This is a genomic window from Streptomyces sp. NPDC107546 (assembly GCF_055639175.1).
The window spans coordinates 22,272-39,813 of the sequence record NZ_JBVKBA010000048.1 but is presented as its reverse complement, the minus strand read 5'-3'; the positions used below and the strand labels follow the sequence as shown (position 1 = coordinate 39,813).

At 67.1% G+C, this 17,542-nt stretch carries 13 protein-coding genes and 5 pseudogenes; 10 read left to right on the top strand and 8 right to left on the bottom strand.

The genetic code is table 11. The features are described 5' to 3' along the window. Positions 1-268: 268 nt before the first annotated feature. From ACZ7L1_RS36270 to ACZ7L1_RS36255, 4 genes are all read right to left on the bottom strand, one after another. Positions 269-754 (bottom strand): DUF2269 family protein, encoded by a 486-nt coding sequence (locus ACZ7L1_RS36270; RefSeq protein ID WP_471443568.1) that lies wholly within the window; start codon positions 752-754, stop codon positions 269-271. A gap of 248 nt (positions 755-1,002) precedes the next feature. Continuing rightward, on the bottom strand, positions 1,003-2,568 hold the full coding sequence (locus tag ACZ7L1_RS36265; RefSeq protein WP_471443566.1) for an MFS transporter: 1,566 nt from the start codon (positions 2,566-2,568) through the stop codon (positions 1,003-1,005). Beyond that, positions 2,565-2,927 carry a hypothetical protein gene (locus ACZ7L1_RS36260; RefSeq protein ID WP_471443564.1) on the bottom strand — a complete coding sequence of 121 codons (363 nt, stop codon included), beginning with the start codon at positions 2,925-2,927 and terminating at the stop codon, positions 2,565-2,567. The genes ACZ7L1_RS36265 and ACZ7L1_RS36260 overlap by 4 nt, the downstream gene beginning before the upstream one ends. A gap of 155 nt (positions 2,928-3,082) precedes the next feature. Beyond that, on the bottom strand, positions 3,083-3,823 hold the full coding sequence (locus ACZ7L1_RS36255; protein WP_471443562.1) for a GlxA family transcriptional regulator: 741 nt from the start codon (positions 3,821-3,823) through the stop codon (positions 3,083-3,085). Positions 3,824-4,097: 274 nt separating this feature from the next. On the opposite strand from ACZ7L1_RS36255, the gene ACZ7L1_RS36250 reads away from it, so the two are divergent. Continuing rightward, positions 4,098-4,745 carry a TetR/AcrR family transcriptional regulator gene (locus ACZ7L1_RS36250; RefSeq protein WP_471443560.1) on the top strand — a complete coding sequence of 216 codons (648 nt, stop codon included), beginning with the start codon at positions 4,098-4,100 and terminating at the stop codon, positions 4,743-4,745. A gap of 3 nt (positions 4,746-4,748) precedes the next feature. On the opposite strand, the gene ACZ7L1_RS36245 is transcribed toward ACZ7L1_RS36250, so the two are convergent. Beyond that, positions 4,749-5,135 carry a TetR family transcriptional regulator C-terminal domain-containing protein gene (locus tag ACZ7L1_RS36245; RefSeq protein ID WP_471443558.1) on the bottom strand — a complete coding sequence of 129 codons (387 nt, stop codon included), beginning with the start codon at positions 5,133-5,135 and terminating at the stop codon, positions 4,749-4,751. A 164-nt stretch (positions 5,136-5,299) separates the two neighbouring features. On the opposite strand from ACZ7L1_RS36245, the gene ACZ7L1_RS36240 reads away from it, so the two are divergent. The 7 genes and pseudogenes from ACZ7L1_RS36240 to ACZ7L1_RS36210 all read left to right on the top strand — a co-directional run. Further along, positions 5,300-5,599, top strand: a complete 300-nt coding sequence (locus ACZ7L1_RS36240) for a hypothetical protein (protein ID WP_471443556.1) — start codon at positions 5,300-5,302, stop codon at positions 5,597-5,599. After that, complete coding sequence (locus ACZ7L1_RS36235) at positions 5,563-6,261, top strand: winged helix-turn-helix transcriptional regulator (RefSeq protein ID WP_471443554.1); 699 nt, start codon at positions 5,563-5,565, stop codon at positions 6,259-6,261. Before ACZ7L1_RS36240 ends, ACZ7L1_RS36235 begins: the two co-directional genes overlap by 37 nt. Positions 6,262-6,330: 69 nt before the next feature. Continuing rightward, positions 6,331-7,206, top strand: a complete 876-nt coding sequence (locus ACZ7L1_RS36230) for an NmrA family NAD(P)-binding protein (RefSeq protein ID WP_471443553.1) — start codon at positions 6,331-6,333, stop codon at positions 7,204-7,206. Between the two features lie 133 nt (positions 7,207-7,339). Beyond that, entirely contained in the window at positions 7,340-8,089 is a 750-nt protein-coding gene (locus tag ACZ7L1_RS36225) for a transposase (RefSeq protein WP_471443551.1), read from the top strand. Between the two features lie 9 nt (positions 8,090-8,098). Beyond that, positions 8,099-8,980, top strand: a pseudogene (locus ACZ7L1_RS36220) (transposase); the annotation flags it as partial. A gap of 403 nt (positions 8,981-9,383) precedes the next feature. After that, entirely contained in the window at positions 9,384-10,406 is a 1,023-nt protein-coding gene (locus ACZ7L1_RS36215) for an alcohol dehydrogenase catalytic domain-containing protein (RefSeq protein WP_471443549.1), read from the top strand. Positions 10,407-10,513: 107 nt separating this feature from the next. Beyond that, positions 10,514-11,758 (top strand): annotated as a pseudogene (locus tag ACZ7L1_RS36210) (ISAzo13 family transposase); the annotation flags it as partial. A 747-nt stretch (positions 11,759-12,505) separates the two neighbouring features. Here ACZ7L1_RS36210 and ACZ7L1_RS36205 read toward each other — a convergent pair. Next, a pseudogene (locus ACZ7L1_RS36205) lies at positions 12,506-12,851 on the bottom strand (transposase); the annotation flags it as partial. Positions 12,852-13,249: 398 nt separating this feature from the next. Here ACZ7L1_RS36205 and ACZ7L1_RS36200 point away from each other — a divergent pair. Continuing rightward, complete coding sequence (locus tag ACZ7L1_RS36200) at positions 13,250-13,597, top strand: hypothetical protein (RefSeq protein ID WP_471443547.1); 348 nt, start codon at positions 13,250-13,252, stop codon at positions 13,595-13,597. 53 nt (positions 13,598-13,650) lie between these two features. Here the strand turns inward: ACZ7L1_RS36200 and ACZ7L1_RS36195 are convergent, their stop codons facing one another. Further along, positions 13,651-14,634 carry a DNA polymerase Y family protein gene (locus ACZ7L1_RS36195; RefSeq protein WP_471443546.1) on the bottom strand — a complete coding sequence of 328 codons (984 nt, stop codon included), beginning with the start codon at positions 14,632-14,634 and terminating at the stop codon, positions 13,651-13,653. After that, a pseudogene (locus ACZ7L1_RS36190) lies at positions 14,631-16,877 on the bottom strand (helix-hairpin-helix domain-containing protein); the annotation flags it as partial. The gene ACZ7L1_RS36195 and the pseudogene ACZ7L1_RS36190, both read right to left, overlap by 4 nt. Between ACZ7L1_RS36190 and ACZ7L1_RS36185 the strand changes: the two are divergent. After that, positions 16,865-17,212 (top strand): annotated as a pseudogene (locus tag ACZ7L1_RS36185) (AlbA family DNA-binding domain-containing protein); the annotation flags it as partial. The pseudogenes ACZ7L1_RS36190 and ACZ7L1_RS36185 overlap by 13 nt on opposite strands. Positions 17,213-17,542: the final 330 nt, after the last annotated feature.

The following is a 17,542-nucleotide window of genomic DNA, read 5'->3' as shown; positions in this document are numbered from 1 at the left end:
GGCGGAGCGCACTCCGGCGCTGCGCGCCTCCGGGCCGAGGATGCGTTTCCCTCCCCGGCTGAAGCCGAGGATACCCACGCAAGATCAACGGATGGACAGGGTTTTGGTCCTGTCCGTTGTCCGATTTCGGGGGCTCTCACCCGTGGAAGGCGCCGCCCTCCTTCTGAGGTCAGTTCCGTTTGCCCTGGGGCGCACCGCACGCTGTTGACAGCACGACCACGTCAACAGTCAATGGCAGGGCACGGGGTTCACTGCGGTGGTCGAGTCGTTATGCGCCTGTCGTCGAGTCGGGTCGGACGATCATCAGGACCACGACGATCAGCCAGGTGAGGGCGAACAGGCCAGTGATCATCGACAGGCGGGGCAACCGGGCGATCAGGGAATCCGCGGCGGTCGACGTCTGGTCGGGCTTGTCGAGCTGGGTGACCACGTTGTCCTGGGTACCGAGCACCGCGATGCCCAGCAGGACGGCGGCCACCGCGGTCAGCGCCATGGAGGCGATGAGCCAGGCGCTGCCCATGACGCCCATCACCTGGGCGGTGCCGATACCGAAGACCGGGACGGAGACGCCGACCACTGCGTAGACCCGGCAGATGCGGTGCAGCAGTCGGACCGAGCCCTTGGCCGACTGCTGCTCGGGTCCGTCGGTCAGTGCCTGGCGCGCGAAACGCGGGAACAAGCTCGCCGCAATGGTGACCGGTCCGATGAGCAGGATCGCCGCCAGCACGTGGATGCTGAGCAGGAATTTAGCCATGTCGGTGTCTCCCTTTCGCGCGCACCCTGACGCGGGGCGTCAGGCGCACGGTTTGAATCTGGATTGAGCTGGGCCGGCGGTTGATCGCGGCGTCGCCCGGAGGTTCGGCCCTGCGTTTGACCGGTGCCCGGTTTGCGGGCGGTGCCGGTGTTGATGGTTGTACTCAGCCATCAACACCGGCTGCCTCGGGGGACGTTGTTCGGCCGGAAGGCCTGTGGGCGCCTCGCACCGTCCCGTTGACGTACCGCTTACGCTTCGGCGGATGTCCGGGAACTGTGAACCTTGTGGCGGACGAACAGCGCCGCAGGCACGGCCATGACGATCAGTACGACTCCGCCTATGGCGTTGCCCAGGTGCACGGCGTCGGTGAACGCCCTCGGTACCGCGGTTCCCACCACGCGAGCGAGGGACGCGGGGAGGCCTGTCGCGCCGCCGCCGTGTGACGTGCCATCCACGATCCTGTCCGCCTGCGGCGATGGGATGCCTGCATCGACGAGACGGTCATGCAGCTTCCGGGGGAAGTGACTGGTGACGACGGTTCCGAGGACACTGGGGCCGAGCACCGTTCCCAGCTGACGAGCCATGTTCACCGCCGCTGCCGCCATCCCCTCCTGCTGTGGCGGGACACTATTGACTGCGGCAGCCGTTGAAGGCGCTGTCAGCAGGCCCGCTCCGATGCCCGCCACGAGCAGTCCCGGCCACATCGCCCCGTACCGTCCCGAGGCGTCGGTCGCGAGCAGCGCGAGGGACCCGGCTCCGATGAGGACGAGGCCCGCGGTGATCAAGGGGGTGAGGCCGACCCGGTGTACCAGCACCCGGGCGGCCACTACCGTGACCAGGAGGAACGTCCCGAACAGCGGCAGCAGGCGCACGCCGACGTCGAGGGGGCTGGTCTGTCCCACGCGTTCCATGTAGAGCACGCTGAGCAGGGCGACACCGACCAGTCCGAAGACGCTGACAGCGGCCACGCCCATGACAGCCGAGAAGGAAGCGCTCCGAAAGAGCCTCAGGTCCAGCATGGGGTCGGGGTGACGGAGTTCCACGCGTACGAACAGGAACAGGGACACGGCGAAGACCGCATACATGCTGACGATCGGTGCCTCGGTGTATCCCGTGGCGCCGCCCTGAATGATCGCGTAGGTGGCCGAGGCCGTCATCACCGTGCCCAGAACAAGGCCCGCGAGATCGAGCCTGCGCGTGGGGTGTCTGGACTCGGTCACGAAGACCGGGGCCAGGAGGAGAGCGGTGCCGGCGATGACGAGGTTGGCGATGTAGACGGCGTGCCAGGAGAAGTGTTCGAGCAGGGCTCCGGCGAGGATCGGCCCGATGGCCAGGCCCACTCCGGAGCACGCGGCCCAGATGCCGATCGCGGCCGTGCGCTCGTGCGGGTCGGTGAAGGTGGCACTGACGATCGCCAGGCTCGTCGGCAGTACGGCCGAGCCGCCGAGGCCCGCGATCGCCTGGGCGGTGATGAGCATGCCGGCGCTGTCGGCGACGACGGCGAGCACGCTGCCGGCCAGGAAGACGGCGGCACCGAGGCTGAATACGCGGCGACGCCCCACGAGGTCGCCGAAGGTTCCGGCGGACATCACGAAGCTGACGACGGCGAGGCTGTACGCACTGGTGATCCATACCAGCGTGCTGGCGGTGACGTGGAGGTCGCTCTGAATGTCGCCCAGAGCCGAGATGGTGGAGGTGACGTCGACGAAGGCCATCATGACGCCGAGGCAGACCACCAGCAGGCCGAGCCAGCGGGACCGCCCGCCGCTGGCGGCCGCGGTGCGGGAAGCCTGAACAGGAACGGAGGCCGTCATCGGACCGTCACCGCCCCATTCAGCGACACGCCCAGCGACACCACGGCCGCGGCAGCCATGAGAGCCATTGTGGCCAGCCAGGCCGGTCGGTACGTCTCCAGAGAGGCTCCGCCGGAGGCGGTGGCGAGCATGGTGACCAGGATGCCGATGCCGACGACCGAACCGATCCGCGTCGGCATGGTCACGATGGAGCCGCCCGTACCGGCGCGTTCACGGCGCGGACCGACTGTGGCGGAGGAGGCGGCGGTCGGGAGCGCCAGGCCGGCGCTGAACCCGAAGAGGAGCCGGCACGGGAGGATTCCGGAGGCGTGGTTCGGGTCGTTGTCCCGGCCTCCTCTCTGGGTTCGTGGAGGGGTCATCTGATCTTGCGAGGACATGCGTCTCTTCCGTTCTGCGAGATGCGCAGGATGCCGTGAGCAACGGTCACCAGGATTCTGGACTGATCTGTCAGGAACCGTATGGAGTTGTGGAACGGAATGTCAAGAACGCACGGGAAGGGCGAGGCAGGTGCCGACTATGCCTTGTGGCGGAACTGGGTTCGGTACTCCTGGGGTGAGGTGCCGAGATGCCGGTGGAAGACGGCCCGCAGGGAGGCGGGGGCACCGAGGCCGGCGAGGCGGCCCACTTGTTCCACCGGCACGGAACTTGCCTCCAGCAGTTCGCGCGCCCGGTCGATGCGTGCGTCGGTCAGCCACGCCATCGGCGTGGTGCCGGTCTCCTCGCGGAAGCGGCGAATGAAGGTCCGCCGGGACATATGGGCCTGTTCTGCGAGATCGTCGACGGTGAGCGGGTCTGCGAGGTTGTCGAGCATCCACTCCCGCAGCGGAGCGAGTTCGTCGCCGTCGGCTTGGGGACGGAACTGTTCGATGAATTGGGCCTGGCTTCCCTGCCGCCGTGGCGGCGCGACGAGATCCCGTGCCCGGGTGTTCGCCGCCGCCGCGCCCAGGTCGGTGCGGATCAGATGCAGGCACAGGTCGATTCCTGCCGTGACGCCGGCGGACGTGAGGATGTCACCATCGTCCACGTAGAGCTGGTTCGGCAGGACGTTGACGTGCGGGTAGCGCATTCGCAACTGCTCGGCGTGCCGCCAGTGCGTGGTGGCCGGGCGTCCGTCGAGCAGTCCGGCCGCGGCGAGGACGAAGGCTCCGGTGCAGACGGAGACGAGCCGGGCGCCTCGGGCGTGAGCCGCCCGCAGCGTCCTCAGGATGCCGGCCGCCGGCGTCGCGTCGATGTCGTCGTAACCCGGGATGATCACGGTGTCGTCATAGGGTGCGGCTCACGACACGTCCGCTGCCCTCCACCCCCAAAGTGAGTCCGGACACCAGACCAGGGGTGACGACGTCGGTCGCTGTCCGGCCGCTTCGTGCTGCGACAGCGTTGCGGTGCGAGGACATGCGTCTCATCCGTATGCGGAATTCGCGGGATGCCCTGAACAACGGACGCCAGGTTCCGGACCGAGCTGTCATGAACCGTAGAAACTTGTGGAACGGAATGTCAAGAACGCTTGTGCGGCCTGTAGGCTGGCCGTCATGGGGCGCCCACCAGGATTCGACAGGGACAAGGTCGTACAGGCCGTCGAGCGACAGTTCCGCCGTACCGGATACGCCGGCACCAGCGTCGACGACATCGCCAAGGTCGCCGGGTTGGGCCGTGGCAGCCTCTACGCCGCCTTCGGCGACAAGAGCTCGCTGTACCTGCGGACGCTGGAGACGTACTGCGGCCGCACCGAGGCGACGTGGGCGGCCGTACTCGAAGGTCCCGATGACACCGCGCTGGAGCGGCTGCACGAGTATCTCGTGAAGTCGGCGCGGTTCGTGCACGAGGATCCGGACGGGCTCGGCTGCATGGTGACCGGCTTCGTCGTCGAGGGAGTCGACCATGATCCGCAGGCTGGTGCGCGGGTGAGGCAGGCCCTCGGGAGCATCGAGAGTTCAGTGATCGGGTGCGTTCGGGCTGCGCAGCGCCATGGCGACCTCGATCCCGAGGCGGACGCCCAGGGGGTCAGCCACCTGCTCATGGCGGTCAACCGGGGCATGGAAGTACTGGCCAGGGCCGGGTCCGGCACGGCCGCGCTGGAACGCGTCGCCGATCAAGCGTTCGCCGGACTCCCGCTCACCGCACAGGCGCGGTCCCGGTGGGCGCCCAGCCCGGGTCCGGTCGTCTCCGGCGCTTCCTGAGCGTCACCGGGGGCCCGTACTCGGTGCGGTCAGCGTTCCGCGGCGAATGACTCGACGTAGGCCAGGGCCCCCGTACAGCGCGTCGCGCAGAGGTGTGGAGTCGCCGGCCGCTTGGTCCAGCAGTGCTCCGCCCTGGAACGCGGCGGTGAGCAGGTGGGCGAGCGCGGCCGGGTCGGCCTCCGGCCGCAGCTCACCGCGCTCGCGCATCATGCTCAGGCCGCACTTGAACAGCCGCTGCCACCGCTCGAAGCCGACGGCCACCGCGTCCCGGTGCGCGGGCTCGGTCTTTACGACCTCGGCGGCCCGAGAGCCGAACGTGCAGCCGCCGCGCAGCATGTCCTGCGAGACGATGTAGGAGTCGACCCACCGGGGGGTTCGCCGACGCCGCAAACGCCCTCGCTTCCGCCTGGCTGTGGAGCAGACCGAAATTTTTCTGCCATACCGGGAAGACTCTGGAAGCCCTGACAGTTCTAAAACAAGTAGCAACAACAACATGTTCTCGAAGTAGTGCACCGCTGCCAGGCGTGTGAGCGCGACCAGGAAGGAGAAGGTCCATGAGTGACAATAAGTGGATGGTCGGATTCCGCCGCCGCTCTGGGGTGGGAGTGATCATTGAGCACTTCTATCTGGTGGACGGCGTAGCAGACAGCACCGAAGCACTCCGCACTGCCACCCGGATGACCGAGTCCGAGCCCGCGGGCCGGCGCGACGGCGAACCCGACATCCAGCGGGTGCAAGTACAGCGGGTCATCCCTGGCTTGCTGGGCCAAATGAGCCTGTCCGCACCGGTAGCCGACCAGGTGGCAATGCCCTCCGCATGCCCGGTGACGTCGCCGGCCGGGGTGGCACGATGAGCCGCTCCTATGAACAGACCTGTTTCATCGCCCGCTCGCTTGACGTGCTGGGTGAGAGATGGACGCTGCTGATCGTGCGGGAGCTTGCCCTGGGCCCCCGCCGCTACGGGGACCTTCTATCGGCCCTGCCGGGCATGGGAACCAGCCTCTTGGCCGCACGTCTCAAACACCTCGAACAGCATGACGTGCTGCGTCGCACCACGCTGCCGGGTCCGGGCCGCGTAGCCGCCTATGAACTGACCGGCCGGGGCCAAGCGTTGATGCCGGTCCTCGCCGGCCTCGCCGAGTGGGGCGCAGGTCTGGGAGACCCGCCGCCCAGCTACACCGATCGCGCCGCCTGGTCCGTGGTGGCGATGCGCCTCACGGCTACGGCAGAGGCGGCGCGCTTCGACACGCTCACCGAGTTGGTGGTCGGCGAGGAGACGCTGTGGCTGCAGGGCGACGGCGAGCGGGTACGGGTGGAGACCGGCCCGGCGCCGCTGAAGCCCGGTCTGCGCCTGATCTGCGACAAGGAAACGTTCTACGCCCTCGCGAAGGGGCAGGCCGCCGTCGACGACGCGGTGGCCTCAGGGCGACTCGTCGTGCACGGCGAGCCTGACGCCGCCCGGCTGTTCTTCGAACTGTTCCGCCTGCCCGACGGACATCGCACAACCTCCCACTGAGCCCGTGCGGCGCCCACTCAAAGGACTCACCCCCTACACCGGTACTTCTCCAGAAACGGAAACATCATCATGGATCGCAATCTGCTCGTGATCGGGGCCACCGGCAAGACCGGTGGCCACACCGCCGAACTGCTGCTTCAGCGCGGCCACCGGGTCCGCGCGCTCGTCCGCCGCGTCGACGCGCGCTCCGACAGGCTTGCCGGCCTCGGGGCGCAGATCGTGGAGGGCGACGTTTTCGACCTCAACTCCCTGGCGGAGGCGACGAAGGGGATCGACGCGCTGTACTTCACCTACCCCATCCTTCCCGGCCTGATGGACGCCACGGCGAACGTGGCCCTGGCGGCGGAGGAGAACGGGGTGCAGGCGATCGTGAACATGTCGCAGATCTCCGCCCGCCGTGAATCCGCCAGCAACGCAGCACGCCAGCACTGGGTCGCCGAGCGTGTGCTGGACCGCTTCCCGGTGGCCGTCACCCACATCCGTCCGACCTTCTTCGCCCAATGGCTGATCGATACCTGGGCCGACGGGACCGGCGAACTGCGGCTGCCCTTCGCCGACGGACGCCATGCGCCGATCGCCGAAAGCGACCAGGCAAGGGTGATCGCGGCCATCCTGGAGGACCCCGCCCCCCACGCCGGCAAGATCTACCCCCTCTACGGGCCGGTGGAGCTCAACCACTACGAGATCGCCGAGAAGATGTCGCAGGCGCTCGGCCGTCAGGTCACCTACGTACCCATCAGTCTCGACGAGTTCAGGACCATCCTCGAAAACCGCGGAGCGCCGGAGCACCTGATCCAGCACCTTCTCGCCGTCGCGGTCGACTACCGCAACGGCATCTTCGCCGGCACGAACGACCTCGTGAAGACGATCGGCGGCACCGACCCCCTCGATGTCGAAAGCTTCGTCGCCCGGAACCGGGCGTTCTACGACTCACACACCGCCTAAAACCCTGGAGAAGACAGTGAGGTTTTTCAGCGTGGCCCTGAACGGGTGACAGTGTCGATGCCCGCGACGCACGAGGCTCCCGTGCCGTTGGGGGAGGTGTTCGAAGCCTCAACCCGCAGGCACAGGAGCCGCGTTGGTTCCATATTCTGCCGCACTCGACCTGCCTCACGGCCTGGTCGAGTGGGTAACCATGCTCATCGTCACCCGCGAGGGTGACCGCCGCTGCAGGCTCCCGCCGCACCAGCGTGCCCTGGTCGGCCTGGTGTACCTGCGCCGGCACGACACCCTCGCCCAGCTTGCTGCCGGCTTCGGCATTTCCGTCGGCACCGCCCACGCCTACACCACGGCCGTCGTCGACCTGCTCGCCGACCGCGCACCCGGCCTGCTGCGCGCCCTGCGCGAGGCGGAACCGGACTACGTCCTGCTCGACGGCACCCTCGCGGAGTGCGACCGGGTCGGCGACAGCCGGGCCGACTACTCCCACAAGCACCGCTGGCACGGGGTGAACGTGCAGGTGGTGACCGACCCGGTCGGGCGGCAGCTATGGATCTCGCCTGCTCTGCCCGGCCGCGCCCACGATCTGACTGCGGCCCGCAGCCACCGGATCATCCGGATCTGCGAGCGCCAGGGCGTTCCCATCCTCGCCGACCGCGCCTACATGGGAGCTGGCCCGTGGGTGACGACACCCCTCAGACGCCCGCCGGACCGTGACCTCACGCCGACCCAGCAGACCCTCAACCGCGCGCTGTCGGCGGCGCGTGCACCGGTCGAGCGCGGCGTCGCCCGCTTGAAGTCCTGGCGCATCTTCCGCCGATCCCGGTGCAGCCCCAATCGAATGTCGTCAATCTCCGCGGCCGTCCTCACCCTGGAGCGGCAGCGCTGAAAGACCTCACTGATTGGATTCGTCGACCACGGCCGCGGCAGGTCCGGCGAGCCGGTCGTGGGCCTGTTGCGGCCCGGCAAGGCGGGCTCCAACACCGCCGCAGACCACATTGAGGCCACCAGACTGGCCTTGGCCCAGCTGCCGAAACGGCTCCGGCGCGGCCGACAGAGGCTGATCCGTACCGACTCCGGTGGCGACACCCACGAGTTCGTCGCCTGGCTCGCCCAGCGCGGCAGGTGGCTGTCGTACTCGGTCGGGATGACCATCACCGACGCCATCCACCAGACCGTCCTGAAGGCCACGGCCTCGGCCTGGACACCGGCCGTTGAACCCGACGGCGACATACGCGACGGCGCCTGGGGTGCCGAACTCGCCGGCGACTGCCTGATCCGGCTGGCCCAACCGGCTCCGGCTGATCGTGCGCAAGAACAGCGGCACCCCGGTGCCCAGTTACGCTTCACCGACGCCGACGCCGACGCCGACGCCGACGGCATGCGGCTGACCGGCTGACCTGCTTCGCCACTAACACAGCGGGTGAGGCGATCGCCGCCCTCGAACTGCGCCACCGCCAGCGGGGGCGCCGAGGGCTGCATCCGCGCCGCCCGCGCCACCGGCCTACGCAACCATCCCCTCCACGGCGCCGCGTAGAACCAGATCTGGCTGGAGATCACCCAGATCGCCCTGAACCTCTGTCCTGGGTGCCCCCAGCTCGCTCTCACCGGCAAGGCCCTCTGGGAGCCCCGCCGCCTTCGGCTTCGGCTGTTCTCCGCCGTCGCGCAGCTCGTCACCACCGGCCGCCGCCACTACCTCCCCCTGGCCAGGCACTGGCCCTGGGCCGACGTGATCACCGATGGACTGGACCGGATCCGCGTCCTCCCGAACTCCGGCTGACCGGGACGTTCGCGTCCCTGCGAGCAGCACCACTCCGACCGGAGCCGTGTTATGCGGCGCACACCCGACGCGACAATCGGGCCGTCAGCCTGCCCAGTCGCCGAACCCCCACCACAAAGAGTCCGCCAGCAAGCGCACGGACCTCTTATGAACGTCGAGGCTAAGCGTCAGACGCGTATTCCTACGTTGATGGCCTTGATTCGCCTACTTCCGGTGTTTTGGAGGCTGACATGAGTTTGCGCGTGCTAGAAATCCCCCCAGAGCGTCGCTGCGACTCTCGTCAGCGAGGTCAGATCGTGACCCCCAGTAAACGCTGGTCACCAGGGTCAGTGTTATGCCTGAGAGGGTGTGACATCGTACTGATCCTCGAACTTGTGTAGTGGAACGCGCAGAGGAGACAGTGATGGGAACCATGAAGGCTGCTGTCGTCAACGAAGTGAATGCGCCGTGGGTGCTGCAGGATGTCGCCAAGCCGGAAGCCGGTCCACATCAGGTACTCGTCAAGATCCATGCTTGCGGCGTGTGCTATACGGACGCGTTGCTAACTCAGGGTGTTCTGAAAATGCGCGAGTTTCCCATGGTGCTGGGACACGAAGGCGTCGGCGAGGTCGTCGCTGTTGGCGGGGGTGTGACCTCTCGTAAGGTTGGTGACCGGGTGGGACTCCCGATCACTCAAAAAGCTTGCGGCCGGTGTGACTTCTGCCGGGAGCGCCACGAAAACAGTTTCGTCACCGCCAACAACTGTGCCGCACCTGTCCTTACGGGTGTGAATGTCGATGGTGGCCAGGCGGAGTACGTTGCGGCGGACGAAGAGGGAACGTTCCTCTTGCCAGCCGGGCTATCGTACGAGATGGCGGCGCCCACTGTTTGCGCAGGCTACACAGTGTGGGCAGCACTCAGGCGGGCTAACGCGAAGCCAGGAGCTCGAGTGGCGGTCGTAGGCATTGGAGGAGTCGGACATCTCGGAGTTCAGTTCGCCAAGGCCGCAGGTTGTCACGTTATCGCCGTGACTCACTCGCCGGGTAAGCATGCCCTCGCGCGGGAGTTGGGCGCGGACGATGTGGTAGCGAACGGTGCTGAACTCCGTGCTGTCGGTGGAGCGGATGTCTTGCTGCACACTGCTCCGAATCATGGTCCTGCTATTGATGCCATGCAGGGACTGAGGCCTTGGGCCAAGATTATTCTCATGGGCATCTCAGCCGAGGATACCTTTCCCGTGCCAGCCCTCTCTGTAACAGGACAAAGTTTCGAGATCATTGGCTCCGCTCACAACGGGCCCGAGTATTTGGCGGAGGCGTTGGAGATCGTCGCACGTGGAGATGTCAAGCCCATGATCGAAGTTTTTCCCAAGGAGGAAGTCGGGGAGGCGTACAACCGGCTTCTGAACGGTCAGTTGCGGTTCCGTGCCGTCATTAAGTACGCCTAAACTTCCCTGTCATGTCAGGGGGCGGCTTCGCTGGGGAGCCTGAGTGACCCTAAGGGCGGGCAGATCTTTAACTCGTGGCTTTCCGTTCGGTGGCTCGTTGGTCTGGCATGGGTGGGTTGGACGGACAACGGCTGTGCTGGCGGCCAAGTTCGAGGCGATTCTGCCGCACCTCGACGAGCGGCAGCGTCGCTTGTTGATAGGAGCGGAGACTCAGTCCCTCGGGGCGGGATCAGAGCAGTCGCTCGTGCCGCTGGTGTCCGTGATGCCACTGTGTCTGTCGGAGTGCGGGAACTCGGCTCCAGAGAGGCGCCGTTGGGCCGGGTCCGTCGGCCCGGCGCCAGCCGCAAACACGTCGTCGACCGGACCCGGCCGTTCGGTAGGCACTCCTGACACTGGTCGAGCCCGAGGTCCGCGGAGATCTCATGTCGCCGCTGCGCTGGACCACCAAGTCCCCCGCAGGCTCGCCGAGCAGCTAACCAGGCAGGGCCACAGGACCTCTGCGGACACGGTGGTGGCCTGCTGCGCGAGGAGGGCTTCAGGCCTGCAGAGCAATGCCAAGACGCTGGAAGGCAAGCAGCATCCCGACCGGGACGTGCAGATCCACTACCTCAACGAGCAGGCCCGTGACCACCAGGACGGCGGTGCTCCGGTGATCAGTGTGGACACGAAGAAGAGGGAACTGGTCGGCCCGTTCAAGAATAACGGCCGTGAATGGGAGCCGAGAGGAGAGCCGGTGCAGGTCGACACCCACGACTTCGACGACCGCGTGCCGGGCAGGGCAGTGCCCTACGGCATCTACGACGTCGCCGCGAACACCGGCTGGGTCCGTCGGCACCCGACCACGACATCGCCGCATTCGCCGTCGAGTCGATCTGCCGTTGGTAGAACGGAGCCGGGCGGGCCGCCTAACCGACGGCCGGCCGGCTGCTGATCACCGCCGATGCCGGCGGCTCCAACGGGTCTCGCACCCGCACGTGGAAGACCGAACTCGCCCGGTTCGCCGCTGAGGCCGGCCTCACGGTCACCGTCTGCCACCTGCTTACCGGGACTTCGAAGTGGAACCGGATCGAGCACCGGCTGCTCTCCCACATCACCATGAACTGGCGCGGCAGGCCCCTGACCAGCCACGAAGTCATCGTCGAGAGTATCGCAGCGACCACCACCAAGACTGGTCTGACCGTGCACGCGGAACTGGACACAACCCCTACCCCACCGGTACCCAGGTCAGCGACGACAAGATCGCCTCCTTGCCGATCACCCGGCACCGCTTCCATAGCAATTGGGACTACGTCCTCCACACCCAGTACCCGATGGACGAGGCCACGACCGACAGCACGTCCGACCAGGCCCCAGGGGGCGCCCCTCTGTCCTTCGCCAAGGTGTCGTGATGATGGCTGGCATGACGGATGAGGTTCAGGGCTCGGGCCGTGGGAGCCGTCGGGGGGACGCCGCTGCACTTCGCGGTGGATGAGCAGGATGCCGCGGCTGTCGGCTCTCTCCTGGCGGGGGTGCGGAAGTGGATGCCCCCGACGAGCAGGGCAATACGCCTTTGTGACAGGCGGTGTTACGTATCGAAGTGATGGTGCGGTGCTGTCGCTGCTGGTCAAAGCCGGTGCCGATCCGGACATGGACAACCTTCACGGTGTGAGTCCGCGGCGCCTTGCCAGCTGGCGTATTGGTTCAGGCGCCGCGGTGCATCTCGGGGATCGTCCTGTCTCGTAGTGCAGTTTCTGCAGTTCAGACGGCTTTTTGTGGTCATGGTCGTCGCAACACTGAGCCCGCACGCGGCCGGGAAACAGCCCTTGCTACGTTTGGCGGACACGGACATTGGCGTAGCCGCAGGAGTTATCAGACTGATCATAGTGAATCAGATCGGAACAGGTAGGGGCCGCATCGCTCAACGGGATCGATCAGCCCCGACCCACGCAGACTGACCCCTCAGGGCCGTTTCAAACTCCTGACGATGAGGATCCGTGCTGGTCACGGCAGTGTGACGATGTTCCCACCAACAGCCACCCACGCAACGAAGCTCCGGTTGATGCCGGCGACCTACCAAGTCTGCGGGTGCTGTGGCTCGTCGGGACGATTGGAGTTGTTGGTCAGCCGGGGTTCGACAGGGCTGCGAGTCGCTGAATCGCGTGGGTGATCACATCCGTCCAGGGCCATCGGGCGGTGAAGCGAAGCCAGCGGCGGCGGTCGGTGTGCAAGAGATGGACGGCGGCGAAGAACAGCCGCAGGTGAAGCCGTTTGGGTTCCCAGCGGCGGGTCTCGCCGGTCAGGGCGAGCATCGGCGTCCAGGCGAGGAGGTCGAGTGTGTGATCTGGACGATCTCCAGCGAGATCTGGTTCTGCGTGGTGTCGCGGAGGCGGGCGCTTCGGATGCAGTTCTCGCAGCGGGCCCGCCGCGGCGGTGACGCAGTTCAAGGTCGGCGTGCTGGCCGCCAGATTACCCGCTGTGCTCAGCCAGAGACCGTCCAGCGCACGACATCGAGCATCGCATGACCGTCCGAGCCCTGAGGTCCGCTGCCCGACGAGTCCAAGCACTTCAGGCCGGGGCCAAGGCCCTCGAGACTGAGATCCTCACCCTCGTGCGCCAAATAGCTCCGCAGCTGCTAGAGCTGCAAGGAGTCGAACCGATCACCTCGCCCAGGTTGTCATCAGCTGGTCACACCCGGGCCGTTTTCGCTTCCTTCGCCAGCTTTTCTCCAATTCCAGCCTCTTCCGGGCTCACGAGCCGCCACCATCAATATCTGGCTCGCACGACGCAAAAGCCGTGAAGAGGAAGTCAGCCGACTACGAACCGCTTTCGCCGAGGCATTCGCAGCTCATAACGCCTACGAGGAAATGCCGTACGCCATCCGCCGTCGACGCTCTGATGCCCCTACCGAAGAAAGGGTCCGACTGTCGGAAGCGCTGCGGGAAATCCAGGCCAACCTCTCCTATCACCTCGCCTGGACAAAAATCGAGTCAGAATCCGTGGGCGCCGCCTATGCGGAGCTCATACAGGAACTACGCAGGACGGCAGGGGCAGCAATGCACGCCGCCTGGGAAGCACCACCCATCGAGACCGACACCGCCGTGAACATCCCGCCGACCGTGATCGATCTCAGTGCACTGCAGCCCCTCGAAACTGCGTACATTGATGCCGTTCGGACACATCTGCGCGCCCTTACACCGTGGTGGTATCGCTAAAGCCCGATCAGGCCGAACCACGTTGAGGGTGATACCGCTCAGGAGGCGTCCGATCATGCGACATGGAATGTCGCGGCTCCTGCCGGCCGCACCGCCTCCGCGCCGGACCGGTCTCGGGCGCGATCGGTGGCGGCCTCGAGACGGCGGGCTTTCTCGTCGGTCGGCTCGAAGAGCAGTTGACGGGAGGCCCGTTCAGCAGCAATCAGGTTCTCCGCCCGCAGAGAGATGGTACGGACGCGGGCGCGCTGAAGAGCGAGTCGGTCGTGGAGGTCATAGGCGAGTGCTGTCAGAGAGCGCGTGTGGGCGGTGGGTTCCTGCAGCTTGCGGGTGCGAGTCGTCGTTGAGCGGTCTGCGTAGCGGATGGTGAGAGTGAGGGCGCAGGCCGCCTGGGACTCACCGCGCAGCTGTAGGCCGAGGCGGTCGGTGAGCGCGAGCAGGGCGGCACGCTGCCGGTCCCGGTCCAGCTCGTCCTGAGCAAAGCGGTGTTCGACGCTCATCGAGCGGGGTGGGGCCGAGGGGATCACTGGCGTTGGGTCGAGACCGCGGGCGGCGTCGTGGATGTGGCGTCCGGCAGTGGCGCCCAAAATGCGCTGCAGCGTGCCGAGTGGTGCGGCGGCGATCTTGCCGACGCTGTCCAGGCCGTACGAGGACAGGGTGCGGGCGGTCGCCGGCCCCACTCCTTGCAGGGCGGCGGCGGGTTTCTCCGTGAGGAAGGCGGTGACTGTACCGATGTCGTCGGGCAGGGTGCGGACTGCCGAGGGAGGGCCATCGGCCGCGGCCATGCGGGCAAGCAGCGGGTTCGAGGCGACGCCGACCGTCGAGCGAAGCCCGTACAGCCCACCGATGCGGGCCCGGATGCGCTCGGCCAGGGACGTGGCGTCCGTGCCGAAGTAGCGCAGGCTGCCGGAGACATCGGCCAGTGCGGCATCCGGCGGCAGTGCCTGCACCAGAGGGGTGTACTCGGCCAGCAGGGCGAGAAGACGGCTGTAGAGCTGCTCGTCCGGCAGGTCGTGGAAGTGGATGTAAAGGATGTTCATCCTGCGCTCCCAGGACTCTGGTGCCACAGCTTGCGGCTCTGTTTGACCGACTCGCCGGGCGGCTGCAGATCCGCCCAGGGATGCAATGCGTAACCGGTTTCCAGGTGGAGGCTGCGGCTTCCTGCGGCTCTGCCCGGTGGTGAATCGGCCTGGGTGAGTCGTTCCGTCACCGCCGACAGACCACCTTCGCGACGCAGCTCGGCCAGCTCAGTGAGGTCCCAGGCGGCGGAGCCGGTCACCGACAGCGCCTTGCCGCCGCCTCCGCCACGGCGCTGCACCACTCCGCGTACGAGCAGCAGCCAGGAATGGAAGACGGTGTGGGCGCAGGTCTCGTGGCTGTCCTCGAAGAACGCACAGTCCACCAGGCCCGTTGTGTCGTCGAGCGTGGTGAAGATGACGCGCTTGCCGGAGCGGACCGGCGGGGTCTGAACGGCTCCTTTCGCGCCGGCGACCAGCACTATCTGGCCGTGCGGCAGGTCTTTCAGCCGTTTCGCGGAGATGACGCCGAGTTCTTCCAGCAACTCCCGGTGATCGCCCATGAGGTGGCGGGAGGCATCCATGCCGAGCACCCCGAGCTCGGCTCCGAGCCGCTCGGCATCGTCCAGGTCGGGCAGACCGGCGGGAGCGACCGTACGGTGGGCCGCACCGACCTCCTCAAGCGTCAACTGGCCCTGCGCAGAGCTCCGCTGGCTGCGATGCAGCTCAGCGAGGTGCAAAAGCAAGTCGCGACGGTTGCGGCCGAAGGTGTCCAACGCACCGACCTGGGCGAGACGTTCGGCGACGGGCCGGGATGGCCGGGCCCGAGAAACGAAGTCCTGGAGCGAGCTGTAGGGGTGCCCTGCGACGATTCGCGCCGCCTCACGCTCACTCATCCCACGCACGTCACAAAGAGCGAGCCGGATCCCGGGGATGGGCCGACCATTCTCCACATCAGACACCAGTTCGATTCGATAGGCGACGTCCGACGTATTTACATCCAGCGGCAGGATCGGCACGCCCCGCCGCCGGGCATCCGCGAGCAGCAGCCGCTTCGGATACATCCCCGGGTCGTGCGTGAGAAGCCCTGCGTAGAAGGCGGCCGGATGATGAGCCTTCAGCCACGCCGACTGATACGAGGGCACCGCAAAAGCCACCGCGTGCGCCTTGCAGAAGCCGTACGAACCGAACGCTTCGACGATCTCCCAGGTCCGCTCGACGACCTCCTCCTCGTACCCCCGCCTGCGAGCCTCCTCCGCGAACCACACCCGTACTCATCCCACCTGGTCGGCGTTCGACAGCGCCCGCCGCGTGTAGTCACCGAAAGCCAGGGTGCAGCCGGTCATGACCGACAGGATCCGGATGATCTGTTCATGGAAGACCACCACGCCGTACGTCTCCCGCAGCGCGGGTTCCAGGTCGGGGTGCGGACAACGGGGTGCCTGGCGCCCGTGCCTGGCCTTGATGAACGGATCGACCATGTTGGCCGCGACAGGTCCTGGCCTGAACAGCGAGATGTCGACGACGAGATCATGGAAGGTTTCGGGCTGCAACCGGGCGATGGGGTCGCGCTGGCCGGGTGACTCGGTCTGGAAGCACCCCAGGGTCTGCGAGGACTTGATCAGTTGGAACGTCTTCGGGTCATCCGGCGGTACCTGGGCGGCGTCGTCCAGGTCGATGCGGTGCCCGGTGGCCCGCTCGATCTCGGCGACGGCGTGCGCCATGGCGGACTGCATGCGCACGCCGAGCACGTCGAGCTTGAGCAGCCCGAGATCCTCCACGTCGTCCTTGTCGAACTGGGACATGGGGAAGCCCTCACCGCTGGTCGGCATGACCGGGGTGCGGTGCAGCAGCGTCGCGTCGGAGAGCAGGACACCGCACGGGTGCATCGCGATGCCACGCGGAAGCGCGTCCAAAGCCTCGACCAGGTCCCACATGTGCGGGCCGTACGACTCCGGGTCGATGCCGCGCAGTTCCGGAAGTTCCTGCAGGGCGGCGCGGGCGTCCCGGGCCAGCACCCGCTCGGGAGTGCGTCGCTGGGCACCGACGAGCTTCGCCTCGGGGAAGTGCACACGGCCGAGCCCCAGATCGTCCTCGGGATCGACACGGCACGCGACGGCGGTCGCCTCCGTGACCTCGAGCAGTCGGCAGGCAGTGTTCGCGCGGTATCCGGCGGCCTCAGCGACCTGCTCGGCGATGCGCGCCATGTCCGTCGCCGGCTTGAGCCACCGCTCGCCACAGTCGCGCTCGCCGCGTGGGTCGATTGGAGGAGAGCTTCACCGTCGACTACAAGCGCGGCTTCGACGCCGCGTCCGAGACGGTCGCCGCAATGGCCAACACTTACGGCGGCCTTGTCGTCATCGGCGTCGACGCTCACCCCAAGGACAAGAACCTGCCCGGGGAGCTGGTGGGGGTTAAGGCGATCGACAAGGACCGGCTGGTCAACAAGATGGCTACCACCTTCGACCCGCCTGGGTGGACGCCGGACGTCATCCCGGTCACCGTCGACGGCAAGCTGCTCCTCGTGGTGCGAGTGGGCCCAGATAGCGTGCCGCGGCCGCTGTTCCACCAGGGAGCGGTCAGGGTCCGGCTGGACGGCCGCAACACGACCGCCGATCGACGCCTTGTCCACGCGCTTTTTCAGCAGGCTGCCGACCCGGTCTTCGCCTACACCGGTGACCCGCGCTTCGCCCCAGACCACCGCTCGGTGCCATACCTCCAACACACCCTCGGGACGGCGCCGCCCGACGTGGTCATCCGGGCTGCGGTGTCCCGGCCGCTGCGAAGGGACGCCGGTCGTCTGAGATTGCACGGAACGACGGTGGACGCGCTCATGCGGTCCTTGAGCGCGCCCAGCCTTACGGGCGCGTACGAGCTGCCGGAGCGGCTACACGGCTTCCTCCGACGCGTGGACGCCCAGCAATACCAGCAG

Coding starts and splice junctions, on each gene's coding strand:
- ACZ7L1_RS36265 (WP_471443566.1), bottom strand. CDS start 2,568: ATGACGGCCTCCGTTCCTGTTCAGGCTTCCCGCACCGCGGCCGCCAGC.
- ACZ7L1_RS36260 (WP_471443564.1), bottom strand. CDS start 2,927: ATGACCCCTCCACGAACCCAGAGAGGAGGCCGGGACAACGACCCGAAC.
- ACZ7L1_RS36200 (WP_471443547.1), top strand. CDS start 13,250: ATGCCGTACGCCATCCGCCGTCGACGCTCTGATGCCCCTACCGAAGAA.
- ACZ7L1_RS36215 (WP_471443549.1), top strand. CDS start 9,384: ATGGGAACCATGAAGGCTGCTGTCGTCAACGAAGTGAATGCGCCGTGG.
- ACZ7L1_RS36240 (WP_471443556.1), top strand. CDS start 5,300: ATGAGTGACAATAAGTGGATGGTCGGATTCCGCCGCCGCTCTGGGGTG.
- ACZ7L1_RS36270 (WP_471443568.1), bottom strand. CDS start 754: ATGGCTAAATTCCTGCTCAGCATCCACGTGCTGGCGGCGATCCTGCTC.
- ACZ7L1_RS36250 (WP_471443560.1), top strand. CDS start 4,098: ATGGGGCGCCCACCAGGATTCGACAGGGACAAGGTCGTACAGGCCGTC.
- ACZ7L1_RS36195 (WP_471443546.1), bottom strand. CDS start 14,634: ATGAACATCCTTTACATCCACTTCCACGACCTGCCGGACGAGCAGCTC.
- ACZ7L1_RS36235 (WP_471443554.1), top strand. CDS start 5,563: ATGCCCGGTGACGTCGCCGGCCGGGGTGGCACGATGAGCCGCTCCTAT.
- ACZ7L1_RS36230 (WP_471443553.1), top strand. CDS start 6,331: ATGGATCGCAATCTGCTCGTGATCGGGGCCACCGGCAAGACCGGTGGC.